Source organism: Pseudomonas sp. LBUM920 (assembly GCF_003852315.1).
Taxonomy (GTDB): Bacteria; Pseudomonadota; Gammaproteobacteria; order Pseudomonadales; family Pseudomonadaceae; genus Aquipseudomonas.
Map to the genome: position 1 here is coordinate 748874 of NZ_CP027762.1, position 22222 is coordinate 771095.

A 22222-nucleotide genomic window follows, 5' to 3' on the forward strand; every position below is an offset into this window, starting at 1 on the left:
ATCCTTGTTCAATCAGGCGTTTGTTGGGTTGCTTGGTTGCCGCGAATCACCTCCACACCGGCGCGGTGCGGAGCGCTCTGGGCGACTTTTTTCGGGGCTTGGGCAAAGGCCAGTTGCGTGAACTGATAGAGGTCGCGGTTGGCGCTTTGTAGCTTGCCCGGTGCGTCGCTTTCACCGGCCCAGTACTGGCTCAGCAAGCGTTCGTCGGCACTGCGCACGGCCAGGCGCAACGTGCCGGCCTGGGAGGCGAGCATCAGCCGGCTCAACAGTTGCTCGGGCACTGCCAGCACAACCGTGCGCGAGGGCGCGCGGCGTTGGGCTTTTTCTTCGGCGGTCATCGCAGGCGGGGAGGCGGGAGTGCCGTCGTTGGTCAGGCCCATTTGGTCGCCGACGCTGAGCAAGCGCATGGCGGGGACGACCACTTGGGCAGACTGTTCAAGGTTGGCGGTGTCCTGGCGCAGATAGAGCAACACGTCCACGTAGTCGCCGGGACTCAACTGCCCGGCTGCGCCGATCACTTCATCAACGGCCACCGCCAGGGCGCGTTCGTCGGGGCGGATCATGCGCGCCAAAGGCCCGCCAGGCGTGAAGCTTTCTTCGTTGAGCCAGGTGCCGGCCTGCAACGCGCGCCAGGGCGTGCGGCCAATGGCCTGGTCGACACTGGTCATGCTGCCAGCGGGCACCGTGCGCAGTTTTTCTACACTGAGGTCGGCGGCATTCAAGGCGACAAAGGGGGGGACATCGTGGGCCAGCACGACCACCGGCTGGCGGGTCTGGTCTTCCACCACGGCGACGGCTTTTTCGACCGGCGCGGTCTGGGGTGGCGGCGGCGGCGCCGGGGCAGGTTCACGACTGAGCACCAATCCCCAATAACCGGCAAACAGTGCGCCGACCAAAAGCACGCCGGCCAGTATCATACTCAGACGTGTGTTCACGACGGCTCTCCCTTTCCTGTTGCACCACAGCCCGTCTATCCGAACAGGCCAATCACGCAACCGGCTGCTATGAACAGCTGACTAACTATTTCGCTATTTGAAGGTAGTTCAGCTAGGACGAAATGCCATTACTGACAGAAAGATTTCTTCGCCCCGCCATAAGTAGCCTTTTAAATCACGGATTTAAGGCGTCAGTAAGGCGACCTCTACTTTGTAATTAATCCGTTCTTACAGTTGTGAACGCGGGGTTTGTTGACAATGCTCAGGTGGCACATCGCAATTACTGTGCAGGACACCGTGATAGGGCGCCTGGTCGCCAAAGGAGCAGTACAATGATCCTTGATCTGTTGATTAAACTTCACGTTCAACTCCAGCTGCTTTTTCATCGCAAGGAAGGCGCCACGGCGATTGAATACCTCATTCTCGTGGCAATTGTAGCGTTGGTGATACTGGCAGCCGGTACTACGCTAGGACCGAAGATCACGACGTTCTTTGGCAAAATCCAGACCGCGATTACCACAACGTAAACAATGACTGTGCAATCCCTTGATATGGCGTTCAGTCGCCAGAGGAGAAGTACGATGGTGCTTGATCTGTTGATGAAACTGCATGTTCAGCTTCAGTTGCTCTTGCACAATAAAGAGGGAGCGACGGCGATTGAATACCTCATCCTCGTGGCCATTGTGGCGCTGGTGGTACTCGCCGCAGGCACGACACTGGGGCCTCAGATCACGACCTTCTTCGGTAAAATTCAGAGCGCCATTACCACGACGTAAGTCGCAGGCAGCATCCTGTGAGTACGCTCGTTATTGATTGGCAATGCCAGGTAGTGCCCATGAATGCTGCATCCGCACCTTTTCGCCAACAAATCCTGTTGGTGGACGACGAAGAAGATGCCCTCGTAGAACTGGCGGAGTCGCTGGAGAACGAGGGCTTCGTTTGTTTTACCGCCACCTCCGTGACTTTCGCGCTGCAGGAGCTGACCCTGAACCCTGACATCGCGCTGGTCATCACCGACCTGCGCATGCCTGAAGAAAGCGGGATCTCGCTGATAAAGCGCTTGCGCGAACATACCGATCGCCAACACCTGCCGGTGATCGTGATGTCGGGCCATGCCGAGATGGATGACGTCAGCGACATGCTGCGCTTGCAGGTGCTGGACCTGTTTCGCAAACCCATCTATCTGGTGCGGTTGATCGATACCCTCAACAGCCTGTTTCCGCTGATCAAACACAAACTGTAGGCGCGAGCTTTCCGCGGCGAGAGGCGTGTCCGTGGCGAGCGGACTTGCCTGTGGCGAGCGGGCTTGCCCCGCGTTGCGCTGCGAAGCGGCGCCTAAACCTGCCAACGCGGTTTTGAATGGGAAAATGCGACGACTGGGTCGGGGCCGCTTCGCGACCCAACGCGGGGCAAGCCCGCTCGCCACGGACAAACCCGCTGACCAACGACAAAGCCAATGGCTACAGACCAACCCACTGGCTAAGGACAAACCACTGGCCACAGATCAGCCCCCTGGCCAAAGACAAGTCCATGGCCAGGAACACGCCTGCTACCGCAAACACTCAAAGTTGATAGCTGAAACTCAGCGTATACCGCGGCCGCCGGTTGAAGCTGTCCAGGGCGATGTCCGACATCGGCTTGGCGGCTTCAAGGGCGATGTTGTAGTACTTGTTGTCGCCAAAGCGCAGTCCCACAGCCGCCGATGACATGTCGTTTCCTTTGACCGGCAGCTCGTTGAACCAGGTTTTGGCGCGGTCGAGAACCACGTAGGGTTGCAGAACCTTTACCCAGTCGCCGGCACGGTTGAAGCTGTAGTTGACCTCATAGGCCACGCCCCAACCCTTGTCGCCCGAGGCTTGGTCGTCGGGATAGCCGCGGCCGAAATTCTGCCCGCCGAAGGTGGCGCGTTCACTGTCGGGCAAGGTGTCGTCGCTCCAGTAGAACGCCCCCGACAGCACGCCTTGCCAGTTATCGAAAAACTTGTCGCTTTGCACGCCGGACAGGCGCAGGCGGAAGAAGTCCAGGTCAGGCTTGGTGACTTCCAGGTCGCTGCGGGTCGTGGCCCCAAGACCGTTGATGCCTTGGTACAGGCCGGCGCTGAGGATGCGTAATTGGCGAGTGTCGGCTTTGCGCCAGTCGGCCTCGAACGCCAGCGCGCGCAGGTTGGTTTCGATGTCGAAACGGTTGGGGTAGCCCACCAGTTGATAGCGCGTGGTCTGGTCAACGGCATACAGGCGCGTGCCCAGGGTCAAGGATTCGGTGGGTGAGGCAATCAGCGGATGGCTGAGGCCAATGGTGTAGCGATCGATCGCCTGATGCGGCTTGAGTTCGAAGCCGCCGTCCAGCTGTATGTTGCTTTTGGGGTCGGCGCGGTAGCGCTCGGCGCCCACTACCAGCTGGCTGCCCTCGGCATTGATGAACTGGCTGTAGCCCACGCGGTAGTAGTGTTCTTTATCGTCGCCCGGCGGGAACAGGCCGCTGACGTTGAGCTGTTCGCCCATGGACGTCTGGGCATTGCTGGTGGCGGTGAGCAAGGCTTGGGTGCCGCCACGGTTTTCGTCGACCAGGCTCATGCTGGTTGTAAACGGCTTGCGTGTGGCTTCGATGTTCATGTGCGTGGCGCCATCCGTGGTGCCCGGCGGTGGCACTTGCGCTTGCAGGGTTACGCCGGGGATACGGCCCATCAGGGTGGTATAGCGCTCGAACGTCTTGCGCGTGAGAGGGCGTTCAGCCAGCAGTTTTGCTGCGAGTTTATCGACGTAGGCCGACACCGAGCCGATGTCGCCGCTTTGCTGATAATCCTTGATGTAACCCTCCACCAATACCACGCGCACCAGGCCGTTTTCGAAGGACTGTTGCGGCAAGAACGCGTAGGACAACAGGTAGCCGTCGTCCTGATAGCGACGGGTGATGCTGCGGGTGGCTTCGATCAGTTGCGCCAGGTTGGTCTCATGGCCAATCAGCGACGCGTAGGCCTTGGCCGTGTCCGCCAGCGGGTAGATCGTACCGCCCTCGATCTGCAGCTTGCGGATGGTGACTTTGGTGTCCATCTGCAAGGGCTGGTTCTGGGTCGCAGGCGCCTGCGGCACCTGGGTCTGTGGTGTGACCGGTCGATAGGCATCGGCGGGAAGGTTAGGCACCGGCAGGGTGCGAATGGTGTCGTTGCTGTTAAGAAAGCTGGGAAGGGTCTCGGCCTGGACGTAGGCACTGAGGGTAAGCAATAACAACGGCGTCAACACGCGCATAGGACACTCCATGGTCAAACTGCAGCAGCGTTTCGGGCCCGCCGGGTTCTTGGACGCGGTGCGGGAGGGCGCGGCAGTCGTTAACGCCAGCCCATAAAAAAGACGAGAGACTTATAAGGGTCTCTCGTCTCAACCAAGCGTAGGCGCTGTAGGGGAGGCCGTCTAATCGGCCAGGTGCAATTCTATTTTTTGCCGGTCAGGCCGTTCAGCAAACCTCCCAGACCGCCGCTTGTGCCTGTGCTTGCACTGCCACTGGCCGAAGTGCTGGCGCCAGCGCCTACAGTCAGCCCACCGAGCAGACCGCCACCACTGCCACTTGCGCCACTGGTGCCACCGGTGACTAAGCCGCCCACTGCGCCTACGGTGTTGCCGACGGCCGTTACGGTGGTGCCTACAGCGTTAGTGATCGGGTTGGCATTGGCAGCGGTCAGGTTGGTGCCGATACCGCTGACTGCGCCGCCGACTTGAGTCACCAGGCCGTTGACGGGAGCGCCGATACCTGTGGTGGTGCCGATGTTCTGCGTCAAGGTGCTAACCCCGGTTGTCACAGGATTGAGTGCCGCACCAACGTTAGTGGCCAGGCCAGCCACCGGCGCTGTAGCGGCGGTGTTGGCGACGCCGGTGCCGCCCAGTACGGTGCCGAGCGAGGCGACCGTGTTGCCCACTGCGCCACCGGTTACACCCGCTGCACTCACAGTGCCGTTGGTGTTGCCGGCATTCAGACCATTACCCACGTTGGCCACCAGGCCACCCACCAGCTCCGGCAAGCCAGGCGCCGCAGCGCCACTGGCTGGGGCGACATAACCCCCCGACTTGTCGAGCACGCCACCGACGCCGGTGAGCGCACCGCCGACGATCGTGGTGACCGGGTTGCCGGTGCCGCCGGCGCTGGCAACCTGGCCGCCTAGGCCGGTGACAGTGGCGCCAACTTTATCCAGCACACCATTGACCGGATTGCCCAGGCCCGTTGCCTTGCCGAGGTTGCCGGTGGTGTTTTCCACCAGGGACACCACAGGCACCAGTACTTTGCCGCCAACGGTGTTAGTCAGCGAACCCAATGGGCCCGTGGTACTGGACGTGCTGAGGGTGTCGCCGAGCATCGTGACCGCTTGACCCACGTTATTCACCAGCCCCCCCGCCGCAGTGCCGACACCACCGGTCAGGCCGCCGACAACAGGCATGCCACCCAGTGTGGTGCCCAGGGATTTGCCAGCGCCTGAAACACCGGTGCCCAGGTCGGCAACGCCGTTGGCCACACCGGCAACTGTTTTGCCCAGGGAGTTGCTGTCAGTGCCCAATGAGCCCAGACCGGTCGTCACACCGGTGCCGATGCTGGTCACCGCATTACCGGCGGAGGTCACCAGGCCGCCGGCAGTGACGCCGACGATAGGTACGCCGTTCAAGGTCGAGCCAATTTCACCGACCGCTGTACCGACATTGCCCACCGTGGTGCCCAGGGTGCCAGCAATCTGGCCGGTTACCAGTGGGGTTGTAATCGAGCCGGTTCCACCGCCAGTACCACCGCCAGTGCCGCCACCAGTGCCGCCACCAGTGCCACCGCCAGTTCCGCCGCCGGTGCCGCCACCAGTGCCACCACCCGTTCCGCCGCCGGTGCCGCCACCAGTGCCACCACCCGTTCCGCCGCCGGTGCCGCCACCAGTACCACCGCCAGTTCCGCCGCCAGTGCCACCGCCAGTACCGCCGCCGGTGCCGCCACCAGTGCCACCGCCAGTTCCGCCGCCGGTGCCGCCACCAGTACCACCGCCAGTACCGCCATCTGTGCCACCGCCGGTACCGCCATCTGTGCCACCGCCGGTACCTCCGCCGGTTCCGCCACCAGTACCACCACCGGTACCTCCATCCGTACCGCCGCCAGTGCCAGTTCCGCCGCCAGTGCCGCCACCGGAGCCACCGCCTGTACCGCCTCCGGTACCTGTGCCGGTTCCGGCGCCTGCGTCAGGCGACGACGCGGCGACGCTGCTGTGATGTCCACCGCCACCGCTGCTGCAGCCACCGAGGCTCATCGCCATGATCAGGGCCAGCGCGGTACTTGCTTTCCATAGCACTACTTGAGTTTGAGTTTTCATGATTGAGTTCCCTTGCACCTGTACAACCTTGGTTGTTTTCAAACGCTCGTTACTTCTAGGGATAGCGATACGTTTGTCCGTGGTGTTATCACAGACCCGGGCACTCTTTCTCGCAACGCTCAACTTGGTATTAACGATTTATATACGGGTCGCTCGTCAGTGCTTAGCGACTAATGCCAAAGGTATAGAGAGGGGAGGTATATCTTTTTTAAATCAATGGCTTGAATAAAAAAGCGGACCTTTAAAGGTCCGCTATAACTTAAGCTATATATATACAATTAATCAGCGTTATTCACGCAATCGGTTGCCACTTTCCTACCATGTGTTCAATGTTGCCGGCGCCCGTTAACAGCAACTCGCCACTGGAACCTGGCGCACTGGCGAGCAACGTTACTTCACTGGGCAGGCGGACCGGCTTTCTGAACTCGACCACGATTTCAATAGTGGCCGCAGGCAAGTGTTCACCCAGTGCGGCGAAGGTGCGTGCCGTGTTCCAGAGTCCATGCGCGATAGCCTGGGGGAAGCCGAATACCTTGGCGGTCAGGGCGCTCAAGTGGATCGGGTTGTAGTCGCCCGACACCCGGGCGTAGCGGCGGCCGATATCGGCGGGAGCTTTCCAGCGAGTCAGTTCGGTAACCTGCGTGGGGCTGGGCAAAGCGTCACTTACCGACTCGCCTTCGAGCTTCACGCCCCGGCAGAGCATCTGGCTTTCGGCTTCCCACAGCAGGCCAAGGGCGTCCTCGACGGTGGTGACCACTTCAAAGGTTGCGCCCTTGGCGTGCGGCTTGAGATTTTGCGCATGCACGGCCACCGTCAGCTCGCTGACCGCGCCCAATGGGCGATGGATGCGAATACGGTTGCTCAGGTGAATCAACCCCAGCAAAGGGAACGGAAAGTTTTTTGCGGTGAGCAATTGCATCTGCAAACCGAACGCCAGGATGTGCGGGTAAGTGGCCGGCAGAATGGGGCTGTCGGCAAAGCCGCAGACCTTGCGATAGGCCGCCACGGCCTTGGGATTGACGCTTACCCGGCAGCGCAATCCCTGTTCGGGCAAGGTGCTGCCGGTGATCTTGCGCTTGAGTGCTGCACGCCAGTACAGCGGCGGTAGAAACGGAGTCGTGCCTAAGGTCTGCCAATCCATATTTACGCTCCCAGCAGGCTTTGCCCACACACCCGCAACGCTTGGCCGCTGACCGCTCCGGAACCCGGTTGGCCGAGCCAGGCCACTGCTTCGGCCACGTCCTGCGGCAAGCCGCCCTGGCCCAGTGAACTCATGCGCCGCCCGGCCTCGCGCAGGGCGAAGGGAATGTGCGCGGTCATCTGGGTTTCGATGAAGCCAGGCGCCACGGCATTGATGCTGATCCCGCGTTCGCTCAACAAGGGTGCCCAGGCCTGGGCCAGGCCGATCAACCCGGCCTTGCTCGCGGCGTAGTTGGTTTGCCCGCGATTGCCGGCGATGCCGCTGATGGACGCCAGCAGCACCACGCGCCCGTTGTCGTGCAGAGTGCCGCTGTCGAGCAGGGCCTTGGTCAGCACCTGCGGCGCGTTGAGGTTGACCGCCAGCACCGCGTCCCAGTATTCCGGGGTCATATTGGCCAGGGTTTTGTCGCGGGTGATGCCGGCGTTGTGCACCACGATGTCGATGCCGTCCGGCAGGTGTTCGATCAATTGCGTTGCGGCGTCTTCGGCGCAAATATCCAGCACCACGGTGCGGGCGCCCAGGCGTGCAGCGAGGGCGTCGAGATCGGCCTTGGCCTGCGGCACATCAAGCACGATCACCTCGGCGCCGTCGCGCGCCAGGGTTTCGGCGATCGAGGCGCCAATCCCACGCGCCGCGCCGGTGACCAGCGCCTTGCGCCCGGCCAATGGGCGAGTCCAATCCTCGACCGGCGTGGCGCAGGCTTGCAGGCGGATCACCTGGCCAGAGATGTAGGCGCTTTTAGGCGACAGGAAAAACCGCAACGCGCCTTCCAGCTGGTCCTCGGCACCTTCGCCCACATACAACAATTGCGACACGCCGCCGCTGCGCAGCTCCTTGGCCAGCGAGCGACTAAAGCCCTCCAGGGCACGCTGTGCACTGGCTGCAAAAGGATCGCTGAGGCTTTCCGGCGCTCGGCCAAGAATCACCAGGTGCGCGCTGTGGTCGAGATTCTTCAGCAGCGGCTGAAAAAATTCCCGCAGTTGCTTGAGCTGATCGGTGTGCTGCAGGTCGCTGGCGTCGAACACCACGGCCTTGAGCTTGGGGCCGTGTCCGGGGATCCAGGCAGGTGCTGTCAGCGGTGCGGCACCGTAACTGTAAATAGCGTCCGTGAGTTTATTGGCAAACGGCAGCACGTTGGCCGCCAGTGCGCCGCCGCCCAGCAGCAGCGCGCCTTCCACCGGGCGCAGGCGCCCGGCCTGCCAGCGTTCCAGGCGTACCGGTGACGGCAGGCCAATGGCGGCGACCAGGCGATGGCCGAGGCTTGAGTTGGCGAAGTCGATATAACGGTCAGACATGGAACGCTCTCCGAAGGCTGGGGTTCAAAGGGTTGACCACCCCGGTGCGGTAGTCGTTCGATCAGCCTAGGCTAGGCTGGATGATTCCACCCACAACCTTCAGGGAGCTTTCCATGACTCAATTGCGCCGTGTAGCGATCATTGGCGGTAATCGCATCCCCTTCGCCCGATCCAACGGCCCGTATGCCACGGCGAGTAACCAGGCGATGTTGACCGCAGCCCTGGAAGGCCTGATCGAACGCTACAACCTGCACGGCCTGCGCATTGGCGAAGTGGCCGCGGGTGCGGTGCTCAAGCATTCCCGCGACTTCAACCTCACGCGCGAATGCGTGCTGGGTTCGCGCCTCTCGCCGCAAACCCCGGCCTACGATATTCAACAGGCCTGCGGCACCGGGCTTGAGGCGGCGTTACTGGTGGCCAACAAGATCGCCCTGGGGCAGATAGAGTGCGGGATCGCCGGTGGCGTCGACACCACGTCCGACGCGCCGATTGGTGTCAATGAAGGCCTGCGCAAGATCCTGCTGCAGGCCAACCGCAGCAAGTCCATGGCGGACAAATTAAAAGTCTTGTTACAACTTCGTCCCCATCACCTCAAACCGGAACTGCCGCGCAATGGCGAACCGCGCACGGGGCTGTCGATGGGTCAACACTGCGAGTTGATGGCGCAGACCTGGCAGATTCCCCGCGCCGAACAAGACCAGTTGGCGCTTGAAAGCCATCAGAAAATGGCCGCGTCCTACGCCGAAGGCTGGCACAACGATTTGCTCACGCCCTTTCTCGGCCTGACCCGCGACAACAACCTGCGCCCGGACCTGACCCTGGAAAAACTCGCCAGCCTCAAACCGGTGTTCGAGCGCAGCGAGAAGGGCACGCTCACGGCCGGCAATTCCACGCCGCTGACCGATGGCGCCTCGTTGGTGCTGCTGGGCAGTGAAGCCTGGGCCAAGGAGCGCGGCTTGCCGATCCTGGCGTACCTGCGCGATGGCGAAGCGGCGGCCGTGGATTTCGTCAACGGCGCCGAAGGCCTGCTGATGGCGCCGGTGTACGCCGTGCCCCGTTTGCTGGCTCGCAATGGCCTGACGCTGCAGGACTTTGATTACTACGAGATTCACGAAGCGTTCGCTGCCCAAGTGTTGTGCACGCTCAAAGCCTGGGAAGACCCTGAATACTGCAAAACCCGTCTTGGGCTGGACGCGCCGCTGGGCGCCATTGACCGCAGCCGGCTCAACGTCAAGGGCAGTTCATTGGCTGCCGGGCATCCGTTTGCGGCCACCGGCGGGCGCATTGTCGCCAACCTGGCCAAGCTGCTGGACGCGGCGGGCAAGGGCCGTGGGCTGATTTCGATCTGCGCTGCGGGCGGGCAGGGCGTGACGGCGATTATCGAGCGCTGAGTTGCGCAGAAAAATTGGCATATTGGATGCATTCTTGAGTGCCAAAGGTCGCTAGCCTCTCCCCGAGGCGAGCCGATTGCCGTATAACGAGTGCCATACGCGTGTTTGGTAATAAAGGACCCACAATAAAAGCTGATGAAGACTCCTAAACGCATTGAACCCCTGATCGAAGACGGTCTGGTCGACGAAGTGCTGCGCCCACTCATGAGTGGTAAAGAAGCAGCTGTTTATGTGGTGCGCTGCGGCAACGAATTGCGTTGCGCCAAGGTTTACAAGGAGGCGAACAAACGAAGTTTTCGTCAGGCGTCCGAATACCAGGAAGGCCGTAAGGTCCGTAACAGCCGCCAGGCCCGGGCCATGGCCAAAGGCTCCAAGTTCGGCAAGAAAGAAACCGAAGATGCCTGGCAGAACGCCGAAGTGGCGGCGCTGTTCCGCCTCGCCGGTGCGGGCGTTCGCGTGCCCAAGCCGTACGACTTCCTTGAAGGCGTGCTGTTGATGGAACTGGTGGCCGACGAGTACGGCGATGCGGCGCCACGTCTGAATGACGTGACGCTGGAGCCGGACCAGGCGCGCGAATACCACGCCTTCCTGATTTCCCAGATCGTGCTGATGCTGTGTACCGGTCTGGTGCACGGTGACTTGTCCGAGTTCAACGTGCTGCTCACGCCGACCGGCCCGGTGATCATCGACCTGCCTCAGGCGGTGGATGCGGCGGGCAACAACCACGCGTTCAACATGCTGGAGCGGGATGTGGGCAACATGGCTTCCTACTTCGGGCGCTTTGCCCCGGAGTTGAAGAAGACCAAGTACGCCAAGGAAATGTGGGCGTTGTACGAAGCCGGCACCTTGCACCCGGCCAGCGCGTTAACCGGCGAGTTCGACGAGCCGGAAGAGTTGGCGGACGTGGGCGGTGTTATTCGCGAGATTGAAGCGGCGCGGTTGGACGAAGAGCGCAAGCAAGCGATTCGCGCGGCGGATGATGCGCCACCGACCAAGACCGCGGAAGAACCGCCGCCGCCCTGGATGCAGTGACCTAACAGCGGGCCTTCGGCCTGGGGAAGAGCTGATGTGGGAGCGGGCTTGCTCGCGAATGCGATGGCTCAGTCAAATGATGTATGACTGACACTACGCATTCGCGAGCAAGCCCGCTCCCACATGTAGTTCTGAGGTGTCTGATCAGCATTGATCAGGCGCAACAGCTGCCAGACGCCAACTCCTTGAGAATCGGGCAATCGGGCCGATGATCGCCCTGGCAGTGCTCCACCAGGTCCTGCAATGTGTCGCGCAGTTGCCCCAGCTCCAGAATCTTCTGGTTCAGTGCCTCGATGTGCTCGCGCGCCAAGGCTTTTACATCGGCGCTGGCGCGCTGGCGGTCTTGCCACAAGGTCAGCAGCTTGCCGACTTCCTCCAGCGAAAATCCCAGATCCCGCGAGCGTTTGATAAACGCCAGTGTGTGCAAGTCGTCGCTGCCGTACACGCGGTAACCGCTGTCGGTGCGGTGGGCGGCTTTAAGCAGGCCGATGGATTCGTAGTAACGAATCATCTTTGCGCTCAGCCCGCTCTGACGGGCGGCTTGGCCGATGTTCATGGGCGTTGATCCTCCAAATCCTTGGGCTTCCAGGTTTTCAACAGTAACGCATTGCTCACCACACTGACGCTGGACAGGGCCATGGCCGCGCCCGCCAGCACCGGGTTGAGCAAGCCGAATGCCGCCAGTGGGATGCCGATCAAGTTATACACAAAGGCCCAGAACAGGTTCTGGCGGATTTTTGCGTAGGTCTTGCGGCTGATCTCCAGCGCGGCCGGCACCAGGCGCGGGTCGCCGCGCATCAAGGTGATGCCCGCCGCATGCATCGCCGCGTCGGTGCCGCCCCCCATGGCGATGCCGATATCGGCAGCTGCCAGGGCCGGAGCGTCGTTGATGCCGTCGCCGACCATCGCCACTGCGCCGGTCTTTTTCAGCTGCGCGACGATGGCGGCTTTGTCGGCCGGAAGTACTTCGGCGTGTACATCGTCGATGCCCAGTGCCTGGGCCACCACACGGGCGCTGCCGCGGTTGTCGCCGGTGAGCAAGTGGCTGCTGATGTGCCGGGCCCTGAGTTGTTCCACGGCCTCCAGTGCGCCGGGCTTGAGCGTATCGCCAAAGGCGAACAGGCCCAGCACGCGCGGTTGCGCGCCTCGTTCGATCAACCAGGACAACGTGCGCCCTTGGGCTTCCCACGCGCTGGCGGACGCCGCGAGGTCACCCGCGCTCAAGCCGTTTTCTTCCAGCATCCGGCGATTGCCCAACGCCAGTTGTCGGCCGTCGAGGGTGCCCGCAATACCGCGCCCGCTCAGCGCCTGGCTGGCCGTCACATCTGGCACGTTCAAGCCTTGGGCGTTGCAGGCATCCAGCACGGCTTTGGCCAGCGGGTGCTCGCTGCCGCGCTGCAGTGCGCCGGCGCGTTGCAGCAGCAGCGACTCATTGCCATCCACCGCTGCCAAATGCGCAATTTTCGGCGCGCCGGAGGTGAGGGTGCCGGTCTTGTCGAAGACCACGGCGCTGACTGCATGGGCGCGTTCCAGGGCTTCGGCGTCTTTGATCAGGATGCCATGGCGCGCAGCGACGCCGGTGCCGGCCATGATCGCGGTGGGCGTGGCCAGGCCCAACGCACACGGGCACGCAATCACCAGTACCGCCACGGCATTGATGATCGCGGTTTCCAGCGGCGCGCCGTAGAGCCACCAGCCCACCAGGGTGATCAGCGCCAGTACCAGCACGGCGGGCACAAACACCTGGCTGACCTTATCCACCAGTTTCTGGATCGGTGCCTTCGCCGCCTGGGCGTCTTCCACCAGACGAATGATGCGTGCCAGCACGCTTTCGGCCCCCAGCGCCTGGGTACGCACCAGCAACCGACCTTCACCGTTGATGGCGCCGCCGGTGACCTTATCGCCAGGCTGTTTCGGCACGGGCAGGCTCTCGCCGCTGATCAAGGCCTCGTCGGCATGGCTTTGGCCTTCCATCACTTCACCGTCCACCGGGAAGCGCTCGCCGGGTTTGACCAGCACCCGGTCGCCGAGCTTCAACGCGCTGATGGCGACGTCTTCTTCGCGGCCGTCCAGCACTCGAATTGCCCGCTCCGGGCGCAAGGCTTCGAGGGCGCGGATGGCGCTGGCGGTCTGGCGCTTGGCGCGGCTTTCCAGGTATTTACCGAGCAGCACCAACGCGATCACCACGGCCGAGGCTTCAAAGTACAGGTGTGGCATGTTGCCAGCGGGCGTAGTGAGCCATTCATAAATGCTCAGGCCATAACCGGCGCTGGTGCCGATGGCCACCAGCAGGTCCATGTTGCCGGCGCCAGCGCGCACGGCTTTCCATGCGGCGCTGTAGAAGCGCGCACCCAAGATGAATTGCACCGGCGTAGCCAGGGCGAATTGCACCCAGGCGGGCAGCATCCAGTGCAGACCGAAGGGCTGCACCAGCATCGGCAGCACCAGCGGCAGGGCCAGCACGATCGCCAACAGCAGCGACCAACGCTCGCGATGCAGGCGTTGGGCTTGATTGGCGTCGGTGGTGGTTTCGCTTTGTGGCAGGTTGGCGGTGTAGCCGGCCTTGTCGACGGCGGCGATCAGTACGCCGGGGTCCATTTGGCCCAGCACTTCGACGTGGGCGCGTTCGTTGGCCAGGTTGACGCTGACACGTTGCACTCCCGGCACCTTGCCCAGCGCGCGCTCGACACGGCCGGCACAGCTGGCACAGGTCATGCCGCTGATGGGCAGCTCAAACGTGGTCGATCCATTCATGGGGCAGTCCTCCAGAAGACGATGCCCCTAGGATCAACCTTGACCTGTGGGGAAGGTCAAGGGGCTATTTGCCTCAGGCGGTTGGCTGGCCGGCGATGTCGCCAGTGAATCAGGCGCACAGAGGACCTGAGGCCGGCAAGGCAGGTGTTCAGTATTCGAGGGCGGCGGGTTTCAGGTACATGCCGTCCGGGCCTTGGGCAATACGCAACTTGCGCACATCACCGGCCTTCAGCGTGATGTTCTGCGCGGGCGGCGCGAGCATGCCCGGCAAGCAGCCAGGGGCTTGGCCCGGCAGCAGTTTCAAGCGCAGTGACACGTTGCCCGCCGGCAAGTTGAACGACGTGGCCTGTTCCTGGAACAGGCGCCCGGCCAACTGGTCCTGAATATACAGGCCGATCTCGCAGCTGGTCGGCACTTCCAGGCGCTCGCGGGAGATGATCAGCACCGCATAGTCTTCATCGGCGAAGGCCATGGGCGCAGCGGCAGACAAGCTCAACAGGCCGATAAGGGCCAAAAACGACCAGCGCATGGCGAATGCTCCGTGGTTCAAATCCAAGAGGGATGAAGCTTGGCCGAGGCGGCGGCTGAATACCAGCCCGGCGGATGTTTTTGAAACTTGACCTTGCCATCGTGGCAAGGTCGAGACTGGCGCCCACCTCATCAAAGGAGTCATGTCATGCAAGTATTCAACGTGGAAGGAATGACCTGCGGCCATTGCGTGCGGGCGGTGACCCAGGCGGTGCAGAGCAAGGACCCTGCGGCGAGCGTCAACGTCAACCTGGCGGCGAAGGAAGTCGGTGTTGAAAGTCGCTTGTCTGCCGAGCAGGTTATCGAGCTGATCACCGAAGAAGGCTACAGCGCCAAGCTCGCGTGAGTTTTCTGATAGTTAGCGAGCTAACGTAATGTTCATGGCACCCAAGCGCGGCTAGACTGTCGGGCTGCCGACTCACTTGGGTGTCTGATGAACCTCCGCATAATCCTGATCCTGGGCGCCTTGAGCGCCTTCGCGCCGTTGGCGATCGACTTTTACTTGCCGGGCTTTCCGGCAATGGCCACGGCGTTCGCCACCGACGAAAAACATATCCAGCTGACGTTGGCGGTGTATTTCGGCGGTCTGGCCATCGGCCAATTGATCTACGGGCCGCTGGCAGACCGCTTTGGCCGGCGCGTGCCGCTGCTCAGTGGCGTAACGCTGTTTACCGTCGCCTCCTTTGCCTGCGCGTATGCGCCGTCTCTGGACTGGCTGATCGGCGCGCGCTTCGTGCAAGCCCTCGGCGGGTGTGCGGGCATGGTGATTTCCCGTGCGGTGGTCAGCGACAAATGTGATGCCGTGGGCTCAGCCAAGGTTTATTCGCAACTGATGCTGGTCACCGGCCTGGCGCCGATCCTCGCACCGTTGGCGGGTGGCGTGATGGTCGGGTTGTGGGGCTGGCAGTCGATTTTCCTGGCGCTGTCGATATTCAGCGTGATGGCAGCCATCGCCGTGGCAGTCGGCTTGCCGGAAACCTTCCCGGCCCATCAGCCGCGCCAGCCACTGTCCGGTTCGCTGCGCCGCTACGGCGCGCTGTTGTCGGACCGCGTGTACCTGGGCTACGCCCTGACCGGCGGCATCTCGATTGCCGGGATGTTTGCCTACATTGCCGGCTCACCCTTTGTGTTCATCAAGCTCTACGGCGTGCCTGCCGAGCATTACGGTTGGCTGTTCGGCTCCAACGCGGCCGGCTTTATCCTGGTGGCGCAGCTCAATGCGCGGTTGCTGGCCAAGCGTGGCCCGGCGTTTTTGTTGTCGCGCACGGTGTGGGTGTATGTGGCGGCGGCGCTGTCGCTGTTGGGCATTGCCGCCTTGCGCACCGACGCGTTGTGGCCGTTGCTGGTGCCGCTGTTTATTTGCATCGCCAGCCTTGGCTGCATTTTGCCCAACACCTCGGCCTGCGCCATGAGCGGGCAGGGCGCACGGGCCGGCAGCGCCTCGGCGCTGCTGGGCTGCATTCAGTTTGGTGTGGCGGCGGGCGCGGCGTCGCTGGTCGGCGTGTTGCACGACGGCACGGCGATGCCGATGGCGATGGTCATCAGCTTGTGCGGTGTCCTGGCCGTAACGATTGCAATGTCGACCCAGCGCCTGCAACGGGCAAGGGCCGTGCAAGCGCAGGTCTGAAGTGTGGATCAGCCAGCGGCGGAGCGTTGCTGGCTGAGGGGAATGCGGTGCGGCGCCTGGATGCGCGCTTGCAGGGTGTCGGCGAAGGCACGGGCCTCGGCCTCAGTGCGGAAGGTGAACGCGTCGCCGTCGAGGCTGACCTGCCATTTGTTGCCTGGGGATTTTGCTAACGCTCTTATCAGGATCTTCATTGCTGACTTCCTCACGTAAAAGAATCGTGGCAAAGGCGGCCAATATAAACCCGAACGCGCTTACAAATATGACAAAGGTCAACTCTCTGACTAGCGGCGTCGTCCATTACTCAGAGGAATAAAGGACGACACTGTCAGACCGTTTTAAAACCCTTCCAACACGATCTTGCCCTTGGCCTTACCGCTTTCGAGCAGCGCGTGCGCCCGGCGCAGGTTCTCGGCATTGATCACACCAAAGTGCTCGCCCACCGTGGTTTTCAAGGTGCCGGCGTCGATCAGTTGAGCCACGCGGTTGAGCAGGTTGTGCTGTTCGATCATGTCCGGCGTCTCGAACATCGAGCGCGTGTACATGAACTCCCAATGCAGCGACAGGCTCTTGCGCTTGAGCTTGCTCACATCCAGCGACTTCGGATCGTCGATCAACGCCAGCTTGCCTTGTGGCTCCAGGGCTTCCACCAACTGGTCGAGGTGATGATCGGTCTGGGTCAGGCTGGCGACGTGGGTCACCTGTGGGTGGCCGGCGTTTTTCAGCGCTTCGCTCAGCGGTTGGCTGTGATCGATCACCAGGTCGGCGCCAAGTGCCTTGGCCCATTCCTGGGTTTGCGGACGCGAGGCGGTGCCGATGACTTTCAGTGCAGTGAGCTGGCTGGCCAGCTGGGTCAGAATCGAACCCACACCCCCGGCGGCGCCGACGATCAGCAGGCTCTGGCCTTCATCTTCCTTGCCTTCACGCACTTGCAGGCGTTCGAACAGCAACTCCCAGGCCGTGATGGCGGTCAGCGGCAGCGCGGCGGCGTCGGCAAACCCCAGGCTCTTGGGCATATGACCGACGATGCGCTCATCCACGGTGTGCAGTTCGCTGTTGCCGCCCGGGCGTACCAGCGAGCCGGCGTAGAACACCTTGTCTCCGGCTTTGAACAGGGTCACTTCACTGCCAACGGCCTTCACCACACCCGCCACGTCCCAGCCCAGCACCTTGGCGGCACCGTTTTCCGGGGCGACGTTCTGGCGCACCTTGGTGTCCACTGGGTTGACCGAGATGGCTTTGACTTCCACCAGCAGGTCGCGCGGGCCGGCGACTGGCTCCGGCAGCTCGATGTCTTGCAGGGAGTTTGGATCGGTGATGGGCAGTGCAGCGTAGTAGGCAATGGCTTTCATGGGGACTCCGGAAAAGGGCAGTGATCAGGCAAGAAATTTCAGGCGCTTGAGTTCGAAGTGTTCGATCACATCAGCGGCCTTGGCGCGGAAGTTCTGGATGTGTGCGCTCTGGTCGTGGTCGGCCAGCGCTGCGTCATCGCTCCAGCGTTCGAGCATGTAGAAGGTCTCGGGATGTTGCAGGTCCTGGTGCAGGTCGTATTGCTCGCAACCGGCTTCCAGGCGGGTCGGTTCCAGCAGACCGCGCAGCAGGGTCTCCAGGGTTGCCCCTTGGCCGGGTTTGGCGATCAGCGTAGCGATGACGTTAAAGGCAGTGGACATATTCAACTCCTGGCACGTGGTGAACGGGATGGGCAGATGATTGGCTATTTCCCGTGAAGATAAAACCCGCTAAAACAGCAGTCTGTTTCAATAGAATTTTGATAATCGGCGGTAATGCATGCTGCGTTTTGATGATTTGCAGTTGTTTGTACGCGCGGCAGACCTGGGCAGTCTGTCGGCTGCCGCGCGGGTCATGGACCTGTCGCCCGCCGTGGCCAGCGCGGCGCTCAAGCGCATCGAAGAGCAATTGGGCACGCGGTTGCTGGCGCGCTCTACCCGCAGCCTGCGGTTGACCGCCGAAGGTGAAGGCTTTCTGGAATATGCCCGCGCAGCCTTGAGTTCGCTGGACGAAGGGCGGCGCTTGTTGGCCAGCGGCCAGGACCATGTCAGCGGTGTGCTGCAGCTGTCGGCGCCGTCGGATTTCGGGCGCAACCAACTGTTGCCCTGGCTCGATGAATTCCAGCGCGAGTACCCGCAACTCACCGTGCGCCTGCTGTTGGGCGACCGGATCGCCGACCTGTTCCGCCAGCCGGTGGATATCGCCCTGCGTTACGGCGAGCCTGAAGACTCCAGCCTGATCGCGCTGCCCATCGCCCCGGACAACAGGCGTGTGCTGTGTGCCGCGCCCAGCTACCTAGCACGGCATGGCGAGCCGCGGCATTTGGAGCAGTTGGCGCAACACAATTGCCTGCTGTACATGCTCGGCAGCCGCGTACACGACCACTGGGGTTTTCACGATGGCAAGCGTGAAGTCAGCCTGACGGTGAGCGGCGACCGCTTCAGTGATGACGCCGATGTGGTGCGGCGCTGGGCAGTGGCGGGTGTCGGTATCGCCTACAAGTCCTGGCTGGATGTGAGCAGCGACGTGCTGGCCGGGCGTCTGCGCGTGATCCTGCCGGAGCTGCGCGGTGAGCGCACGCCGCTCAACCTGCTGTGCGCGCATCGTGCGCAATTGAGCAAGCCCATCAACCTGTTGCGGGAAATGCTCGTGGCCCGCTGTGCGACATTGACTGCGCAATGGCCGGAGCGATTGAGCACCGCGCAATAGCCTCCATCAAAGCAAGAAATTTCACTCAGATCCTGTCCCTATCCGCGCTGTCAGACGCCGCGGAACGGGCGGTTTGCGCCCCTATACTTCGGTTCCAACCGCAGCAGACAAATGGTTTAACAAGGAGTGAATACATGGAAGAAGCACCCTGCATCAGTCACATCGCCAGCTTGCTCGGCGAGCCCAAGCGCACCGCCATGCTTTGGGCCTTGATGGACGGGTCGGCGAAATCGTCAGAGGAACTGGCGATGCTGGCCGGGCTGTCGTCGGCTTCGGCGATCGCGCATTTGTCGCGTCTGACTGGAAGCGGTTTGCTGCGGGTTGAAGCCCAGCGTGGCAAGCGCGTGTTTCGTGTCGCCGCCGTTGACGTCAGCGTTGCGATCGACGCGTTGGCCAGTACCACCATGGCCAGCGCCGTGCGCAGTGCGCCGCAGGGTGTGCCGCCGGCGCTGGTGGCGCCCGCGTCGTTGCGCCGAGCCCGGTTATGCCATGGCCACCTGGGCGGGGAACTGGGCGCAGGGCTTTACCAGCGCATGTTTCAGGCGGGATGGATCGACCGTCATGAACAACGTACTGAGGTCACCGTTACGGGCGCGCAGCGCCTGGCAGGCCTGGGCATTTTCACCCACGCGTTGGCCTCGCCCCTGGCGTGCGACTGCTTTGACTGGAGTCAGCAGCAACCGCACTTGGGGGGCGCTTTGGGGGCGGGGCTGTTGCAGCTGTTTTTGCAGTCGGGCTGGGTCAGCGTGGTCAACGAGTCCCACGCCCTGCAGTTCTCCGACGTCGGGCTTGGGGAAATCAACCGCTTCGCCGCGCCCCAGGAAGGCAATGGTCGCTCAGAGTTTCAGTCAGGTCGCATCCAGCAATAACCAGGCAAAACGATACCGCACACTCGCTTTGGGGATTTTTCATACAGGGGGTGCGGCATGGGCATGCAAGGCTATAGTGCAGCAGAACGGCTGGAACGGTTGCCCATCAGCGGGTATCACCGAATCATCTTCATCATCATCGCGCTGGCGTTTTTCTTCGACTCCATGGACCTGGCGATGATGACTTTCCTGTTGGGGTCGATCAAAACCGAGTTCGGCCTCAGTACGGCCCAAGCCGGGTTGCTGGCCAGTTCGAGTTTTTTTGGCATGGTGGTCGGTGCATCTTTATCCGGAATGTTGGCGGACCGGTTTGGTCGCAAACCGGTGTTCCAATGGAGCATCGTGCTGTGGGGCGTCGCCAGCTACCTGTGTTCCACGGCGCAGACGGTGGAGACGCTGACGCTGTTTCGCGTGTTGCTGGGGATCGGCATGGGCATGGAGTTTCCGATTGCGCAGTCGATGCTTTCGGAGCTGATTCCTGCCAAGGGGCGCGGGCGCTATATCGCCCTGATGGATGGCTTCTGGCCGTTGGGTTTTGTGGCGGCGGGTGTGCTGTCTTACTTCCTGCTGCCAGTGATTGGTTGGCGTGACATCTTTTTGGTGTTGGCAGTACCGGCGGTGTTTGTGTTGGCGATCCGGTTTTTTATCCCGGAGTCGCCGCGCTGGCTTGAGCAGGCCGGACGGCACGCGGCGGCGGATAAGGTGTTGCAGCGTATCGAGCAAAAAGTGCGCGTTTCGCTGGGGCGCGCCGACTTGCCTGCGCCGATTGCCCTGCCACGGGTTGAGAGCGTGCCGGGGACGTTTTTCTCGGCGTTTGAGCAGCTATGGTCGCCGCAGTATCGGCAACGCACGATGATGATCTGGAGTGTGTGGTTCTTTGCATTGCTCGGCTTCTACGGGCTCACCTCCTGGTTGAGCGCGTTGTTGCAGCAATCGGGGTTTGCGGTCACTCAGTCGGTGTACTACACGGTGATCATTTCCCTGGGCGGGATTCCCGGGTTTCTGATGGCCGCCTGGCTGGTGGAGCGTTGGGGGCGCAAGCCGGTCTGCGTTGTGACCTTGCTGGGCGGTGGCGTGATGGCGTTTGTGTACGGGCAAAGCGCTGTGTTTGGCGGCAACGTGGGGCTGCTGATTTCGTCGGGACTGTTGATGCAGTTCTTTCTGTTTGGCATGTGGGCGGTGCTGTACACCTACACGCCTGAGCTGTATCCCACTTCGGCGCGGGCAACCGGTTCCGGGTTCGCTTCGGCGATTGGTCGCGTGGGCTCGTTGCTCGGGCCGTTGGTAACGGGGCTGGTGTTTCCGATAACGGGGCAGGGCGGGGTGTTTGCCTTGGGCGCGCTGTGTTTTGCCATAGCGGCGCTGGTGGTGTGGGTATTTGGGCGGGAGACGAAGGGCAAGACGCTGGAAGAACTGACCGAAGTCTGAGGAACAGCACACCACCACTGTGGGCGCGGGCGTGCTCGCGAAGGCGGTGCATCAGTCGACACAGGTATTGACTGATACATCGCCTTCGCGGGCAAGCCCGCTCCCACATTGATTTTGTCGTGTCAGCCGTTGTTGCTTAAGGCTTCACGAGCCGCGCATCCAGGCTGTTCTGCGCCAGGCGTTTGGCCTGGTCCTGGGTCATGCCCAGCGAGGTGTGCAGCGCGTGGAAGTTCTCGGTGACATAACCGCCGAAGTACGCCGGGTCATCCGAGTTCACCGTGACTTTCACGCCACGCTCGAGCATGTCGAGGATGTTGTGCTGGGCCATGTCGTCGAACACGCACAGCTTGGTGTTGGACAGCGGGCACACGGTCAGCGGGATCTGCTCGTCGATGATCCGCTGCATCAAGCGCTCGTCTTCGATGGCGCGCACGCCATGGTCGATACGCTGGATTTTCAGCAGGTCGATGGCTTCCCAGATGTACTCGGGCGGGCCTTCTTCGCCGGCGTGGGCCACGGTGAGGAAGCCTTCGTGGCGGGCACGATCGAACACGCGCTGGAACTTGCTCGGCGGGTGGCCCATTTCCGAGCTGTCCAGGCCTACAGCAACGAACGCATCACGGAATGGCAGTGCCTGGTCGAGGGTTTTCTCGGCTTCGGCTTCGCTCAAATGGCGCAGGAAACTCAAGATCAAACCGCTGGTGATGCCCAGTTGCTGCTCGCCATCTTTGAGCGCAGCGGCGATGCCGTTGAGCACGACTTCGAACGGCACGCCACGGTCGGTGTGGGTTTGCGGGTCGAAGAAGGGTTCGGTGTGGATCACGTTCTGTTCTTTGCAGCGCAGCAGGTAGGCCCAGGTCAGGTCGTAGAAATCCTGGGAGGTGCGCAGCACATCGGCGCCCTGGTAATACAGGTCGAGAAACTCTTGCAGATTGTTGAAGGCGTAAGCCTTGCGCAGGGTTTCGACGTCGTTCCAAGGCAGTGCAATCTTGTTGCGTTCGGCCAGTGCGAACAGCAACTCAGGCTCCAGCGAGCCTTCCAGGTGCAGGTGCAATTCAGCCTTGGGCAGGGCGTTGAGCCAATCGTACATTTTCTAAATTCTCATCAGGTGCAAT

General features: G+C 62.1%; 22 protein-coding genes. 10 read left to right on the forward strand and 12 right to left on the reverse strand.

Features of this window, described 5'->3' with window-relative positions; translation table 11 throughout:
* Positions 1-8 precede the first annotated feature (8 nt).
* Complete coding sequence (cpaB, locus tag C4J83_RS03225; protein ID WP_124416336.1) at positions 9-935, reverse strand: Flp pilus assembly protein CpaB; 927 nt, start codon at positions 933-935, stop codon at positions 9-11.
* Between the two features lie 332 nt (positions 936-1267).
* On the opposite strand from cpaB, the gene C4J83_RS03230 reads away from it, so the two are divergent.
* From C4J83_RS03230 to C4J83_RS03240, 3 genes are read left to right on the forward strand one after another with little or no spacing between them, the layout of a single operon-like run.
* On the forward strand, positions 1268-1462 hold the full coding sequence (locus C4J83_RS03230) for a Flp family type IVb pilin (RefSeq protein WP_119737765.1): 195 nt from the start codon (positions 1268-1270) through the stop codon (positions 1460-1462).
* A 54-nt stretch (positions 1463-1516) separates the two neighbouring features.
* A complete protein-coding gene (locus C4J83_RS03235; RefSeq protein WP_124416337.1) occupies positions 1517-1711 on the forward strand; it encodes a Flp family type IVb pilin in 195 nt (64 codons plus the stop codon).
* 59 nt (positions 1712-1770) lie between these two features.
* Positions 1771-2178: a response regulator gene (locus C4J83_RS03240; RefSeq protein WP_119737763.1), complete on the forward strand. Its 408-nt coding sequence runs from the start codon at positions 1771-1773 to the stop codon at positions 2176-2178.
* Between the two features lie 319 nt (positions 2179-2497).
* Here C4J83_RS03240 and C4J83_RS03245 read toward each other — a convergent pair whose 3' ends face one another.
* The 4 genes from C4J83_RS03245 to C4J83_RS03265 all read right to left on the reverse strand — a co-directional run bounded on the left by C4J83_RS03245 (position 2498) and on the right by C4J83_RS03265 (position 8763).
* Positions 2498-4180 carry a ShlB/FhaC/HecB family hemolysin secretion/activation protein gene (locus C4J83_RS03245; protein WP_124416338.1) on the reverse strand — a complete coding sequence of 561 codons (1683 nt, stop codon included), beginning with the start codon at positions 4178-4180 and terminating at the stop codon, positions 2498-2500.
* A 182-nt stretch (positions 4181-4362) separates the two neighbouring features.
* The gene (locus C4J83_RS31250) at positions 4363-6267 is read right to left on the reverse strand and encodes a collagen-like triple helix repeat-containing protein (RefSeq protein WP_256660642.1); all 1905 of its coding nucleotides are present in this window, start codon (positions 6265-6267) and stop codon (positions 4363-4365) included.
* A 292-nt stretch (positions 6268-6559) separates the two neighbouring features.
* Entirely contained in the window at positions 6560-7408 is an 849-nt protein-coding gene (locus tag C4J83_RS03260) for a MaoC family dehydratase (RefSeq protein ID WP_124416339.1), read from the reverse strand.
* Between the two features lie 2 nt (positions 7409-7410).
* On the reverse strand, positions 7411-8763 hold the full coding sequence (locus tag C4J83_RS03265) for a 3-oxoacyl-ACP reductase (RefSeq protein ID WP_124416340.1): 1353 nt from the start codon (positions 8761-8763) through the stop codon (positions 7411-7413).
* A gap of 113 nt (positions 8764-8876) precedes the next feature.
* Between C4J83_RS03265 and C4J83_RS03270 the strand changes: the two genes are divergently transcribed.
* Positions 8877-10154, forward strand: a complete 1278-nt coding sequence (locus C4J83_RS03270; protein ID WP_106577731.1) for an acetyl-CoA C-acetyltransferase — start codon at positions 8877-8879, stop codon at positions 10152-10154.
* A 135-nt stretch (positions 10155-10289) separates the two neighbouring features.
* Positions 10290-11186 carry a PA4780 family RIO1-like protein kinase gene (locus C4J83_RS03275; protein ID WP_106577732.1) on the forward strand — a complete coding sequence of 299 codons (897 nt, stop codon included), beginning with the start codon at positions 10290-10292 and terminating at the stop codon, positions 11184-11186.
* A 154-nt stretch (positions 11187-11340) separates the two neighbouring features.
* Here the strand turns inward: C4J83_RS03275 and cueR are convergent, their stop codons facing one another.
* The 3 genes from cueR to C4J83_RS03290 form a co-directional block, all read right to left on the reverse strand.
* Positions 11341-11742 carry a Cu(I)-responsive transcriptional regulator gene (cueR, locus tag C4J83_RS03280; protein ID WP_106577733.1) on the reverse strand — a complete coding sequence of 134 codons (402 nt, stop codon included), beginning with the start codon at positions 11740-11742 and terminating at the stop codon, positions 11341-11343.
* Complete coding sequence (locus C4J83_RS03285) at positions 11739-13940, reverse strand: heavy metal translocating P-type ATPase (protein ID WP_124416341.1); 2202 nt, start codon at positions 13938-13940, stop codon at positions 11739-11741. The genes cueR and C4J83_RS03285 overlap by 4 nt, the downstream gene beginning before the upstream one ends.
* Positions 13941-14088: 148 nt before the next feature.
* On the reverse strand, positions 14089-14469 hold the full coding sequence (locus tag C4J83_RS03290; protein WP_106577735.1) for a hypothetical protein: 381 nt from the start codon (positions 14467-14469) through the stop codon (positions 14089-14091).
* 147 nt (positions 14470-14616) lie between these two features.
* Here C4J83_RS03290 and C4J83_RS03295 point away from each other — a divergent pair, with 147 nt between their 5' ends.
* Together C4J83_RS03295 and C4J83_RS03300 are read left to right on the forward strand one after the other, a co-directional pair.
* Positions 14617-14814 carry a heavy-metal-associated domain-containing protein gene (locus C4J83_RS03295; RefSeq protein WP_106577736.1) on the forward strand — a complete coding sequence of 66 codons (198 nt, stop codon included), beginning with the start codon at positions 14617-14619 and terminating at the stop codon, positions 14812-14814.
* Between the two features lie 87 nt (positions 14815-14901).
* Positions 14902-16095, forward strand: a complete 1194-nt coding sequence (locus C4J83_RS03300; protein ID WP_106577737.1) for a multidrug effflux MFS transporter — start codon at positions 14902-14904, stop codon at positions 16093-16095.
* A gap of 8 nt (positions 16096-16103) precedes the next feature.
* On the opposite strand, the gene C4J83_RS03305 is transcribed toward C4J83_RS03300, so the two are convergent.
* The 3 genes from C4J83_RS03305 to C4J83_RS03315 all read right to left on the reverse strand — a co-directional run bounded on the left by C4J83_RS03305 (position 16104) and on the right by C4J83_RS03315 (position 17762).
* Positions 16104-16286, reverse strand: a complete 183-nt coding sequence (locus C4J83_RS03305) for a hypothetical protein (protein ID WP_106577738.1) — start codon at positions 16284-16286, stop codon at positions 16104-16106.
* A 144-nt stretch (positions 16287-16430) separates the two neighbouring features.
* Positions 16431-17444 carry a zinc-binding alcohol dehydrogenase family protein gene (locus C4J83_RS03310; RefSeq protein WP_124416342.1) on the reverse strand — a complete coding sequence of 338 codons (1014 nt, stop codon included), beginning with the start codon at positions 17442-17444 and terminating at the stop codon, positions 16431-16433.
* A 24-nt stretch (positions 17445-17468) separates the two neighbouring features.
* On the reverse strand, positions 17469-17762 hold the full coding sequence (locus tag C4J83_RS03315) for a putative quinol monooxygenase (protein ID WP_119737745.1): 294 nt from the start codon (positions 17760-17762) through the stop codon (positions 17469-17471).
* A 118-nt stretch (positions 17763-17880) separates the two neighbouring features.
* On the opposite strand from C4J83_RS03315, the gene vimR reads away from it, so the two are divergent.
* The 3 genes from vimR to C4J83_RS03330 all read left to right on the forward strand — a co-directional run bounded on the left by vimR (position 17881) and on the right by C4J83_RS03330 (position 21107).
* Positions 17881-18810 (forward strand): transcription regulator VimR, encoded by a 930-nt coding sequence (gene vimR, locus C4J83_RS03320; RefSeq protein WP_124416343.1) that lies wholly within the window; start codon positions 17881-17883, stop codon positions 18808-18810.
* Between the two features lie 134 nt (positions 18811-18944).
* Positions 18945-19679, forward strand: a complete 735-nt coding sequence (locus tag C4J83_RS03325) for an ArsR/SmtB family transcription factor (RefSeq protein ID WP_124416344.1) — start codon at positions 18945-18947, stop codon at positions 19677-19679.
* A gap of 57 nt (positions 19680-19736) precedes the next feature.
* Entirely contained in the window at positions 19737-21107 is a 1371-nt protein-coding gene (locus C4J83_RS03330) for an MFS transporter (RefSeq protein ID WP_124416345.1), read from the forward strand.
* A gap of 136 nt (positions 21108-21243) precedes the next feature.
* Here C4J83_RS03330 and C4J83_RS03335 read toward each other — a convergent pair whose 3' ends face one another.
* Complete coding sequence (locus C4J83_RS03335; RefSeq protein WP_124416346.1) at positions 21244-22197, reverse strand: adenosine deaminase; 954 nt, start codon at positions 22195-22197, stop codon at positions 21244-21246.
* Positions 22198-22222 lie beyond the last annotated feature (25 nt).

What these genes read in the sequence shown, in the direction of transcription:
- C4J83_RS03230 (WP_119737765.1), top strand. Translation starts at nt 1,268, where the DNA reads ATGATCCTTGATCTGTTGATTAAACTTCACGTTCAACTCCAGCTGCTT.
- C4J83_RS03235 (WP_124416337.1), top strand. Translation starts at nt 1,517, where the DNA reads ATGGTGCTTGATCTGTTGATGAAACTGCATGTTCAGCTTCAGTTGCTC.
- C4J83_RS03240 (WP_119737763.1), top strand. Translation starts at nt 1,771, where the DNA reads ATGAATGCTGCATCCGCACCTTTTCGCCAACAAATCCTGTTGGTGGAC.
- C4J83_RS03245 (WP_124416338.1), bottom strand. Translation starts at nt 4,180, where the DNA reads ATGCGCGTGTTGACGCCGTTGTTATTGCTTACCCTCAGTGCCTACGTC.
- C4J83_RS31250 (WP_256660642.1), bottom strand. Translation starts at nt 6,267, where the DNA reads ATGAAAACTCAAACTCAAGTAGTGCTATGGAAAGCAAGTACCGCGCTG.
- C4J83_RS03260 (WP_124416339.1), bottom strand. Translation starts at nt 7,408, where the DNA reads ATGGATTGGCAGACCTTAGGCACGACTCCGTTTCTACCGCCGCTGTAC.
- C4J83_RS03265 (WP_124416340.1), bottom strand. Translation starts at nt 8,763, where the DNA reads ATGTCTGACCGTTATATCGACTTCGCCAACTCAAGCCTCGGCCATCGC.
- C4J83_RS03270 (WP_106577731.1), top strand. Translation starts at nt 8,877, where the DNA reads ATGACTCAATTGCGCCGTGTAGCGATCATTGGCGGTAATCGCATCCCC.
- C4J83_RS03275 (WP_106577732.1), top strand. Translation starts at nt 10,290, where the DNA reads ATGAAGACTCCTAAACGCATTGAACCCCTGATCGAAGACGGTCTGGTC.
- cueR (WP_106577733.1), bottom strand. Translation starts at nt 11,742, where the DNA reads ATGAACATCGGCCAAGCCGCCCGTCAGAGCGGGCTGAGCGCAAAGATG.
- C4J83_RS03285 (WP_124416341.1), bottom strand. Translation starts at nt 13,940, where the DNA reads ATGAATGGATCGACCACGTTTGAGCTGCCCATCAGCGGCATGACCTGT.
- C4J83_RS03290 (WP_106577735.1), bottom strand. Translation starts at nt 14,469, where the DNA reads ATGCGCTGGTCGTTTTTGGCCCTTATCGGCCTGTTGAGCTTGTCTGCC.
- C4J83_RS03295 (WP_106577736.1), top strand. Translation starts at nt 14,617, where the DNA reads ATGCAAGTATTCAACGTGGAAGGAATGACCTGCGGCCATTGCGTGCGG.
- C4J83_RS03300 (WP_106577737.1), top strand. Translation starts at nt 14,902, where the DNA reads ATGAACCTCCGCATAATCCTGATCCTGGGCGCCTTGAGCGCCTTCGCG.
- C4J83_RS03305 (WP_106577738.1), bottom strand. Translation starts at nt 16,286, where the DNA reads ATGAAGATCCTGATAAGAGCGTTAGCAAAATCCCCAGGCAACAAATGG.
- C4J83_RS03310 (WP_124416342.1), bottom strand. Translation starts at nt 17,444, where the DNA reads ATGAAAGCCATTGCCTACTACGCTGCACTGCCCATCACCGATCCAAAC.
- C4J83_RS03315 (WP_119737745.1), bottom strand. Translation starts at nt 17,762, where the DNA reads ATGTCCACTGCCTTTAACGTCATCGCTACGCTGATCGCCAAACCCGGC.
- vimR (WP_124416343.1), top strand. Translation starts at nt 17,881, where the DNA reads ATGCTGCGTTTTGATGATTTGCAGTTGTTTGTACGCGCGGCAGACCTG.
- C4J83_RS03325 (WP_124416344.1), top strand. Translation starts at nt 18,945, where the DNA reads ATGGAAGAAGCACCCTGCATCAGTCACATCGCCAGCTTGCTCGGCGAG.
- C4J83_RS03330 (WP_124416345.1), top strand. Translation starts at nt 19,737, where the DNA reads ATGGGCATGCAAGGCTATAGTGCAGCAGAACGGCTGGAACGGTTGCCC.
- C4J83_RS03335 (WP_124416346.1), bottom strand. Translation starts at nt 22,197, where the DNA reads ATGTACGATTGGCTCAACGCCCTGCCCAAGGCTGAATTGCACCTGCAC.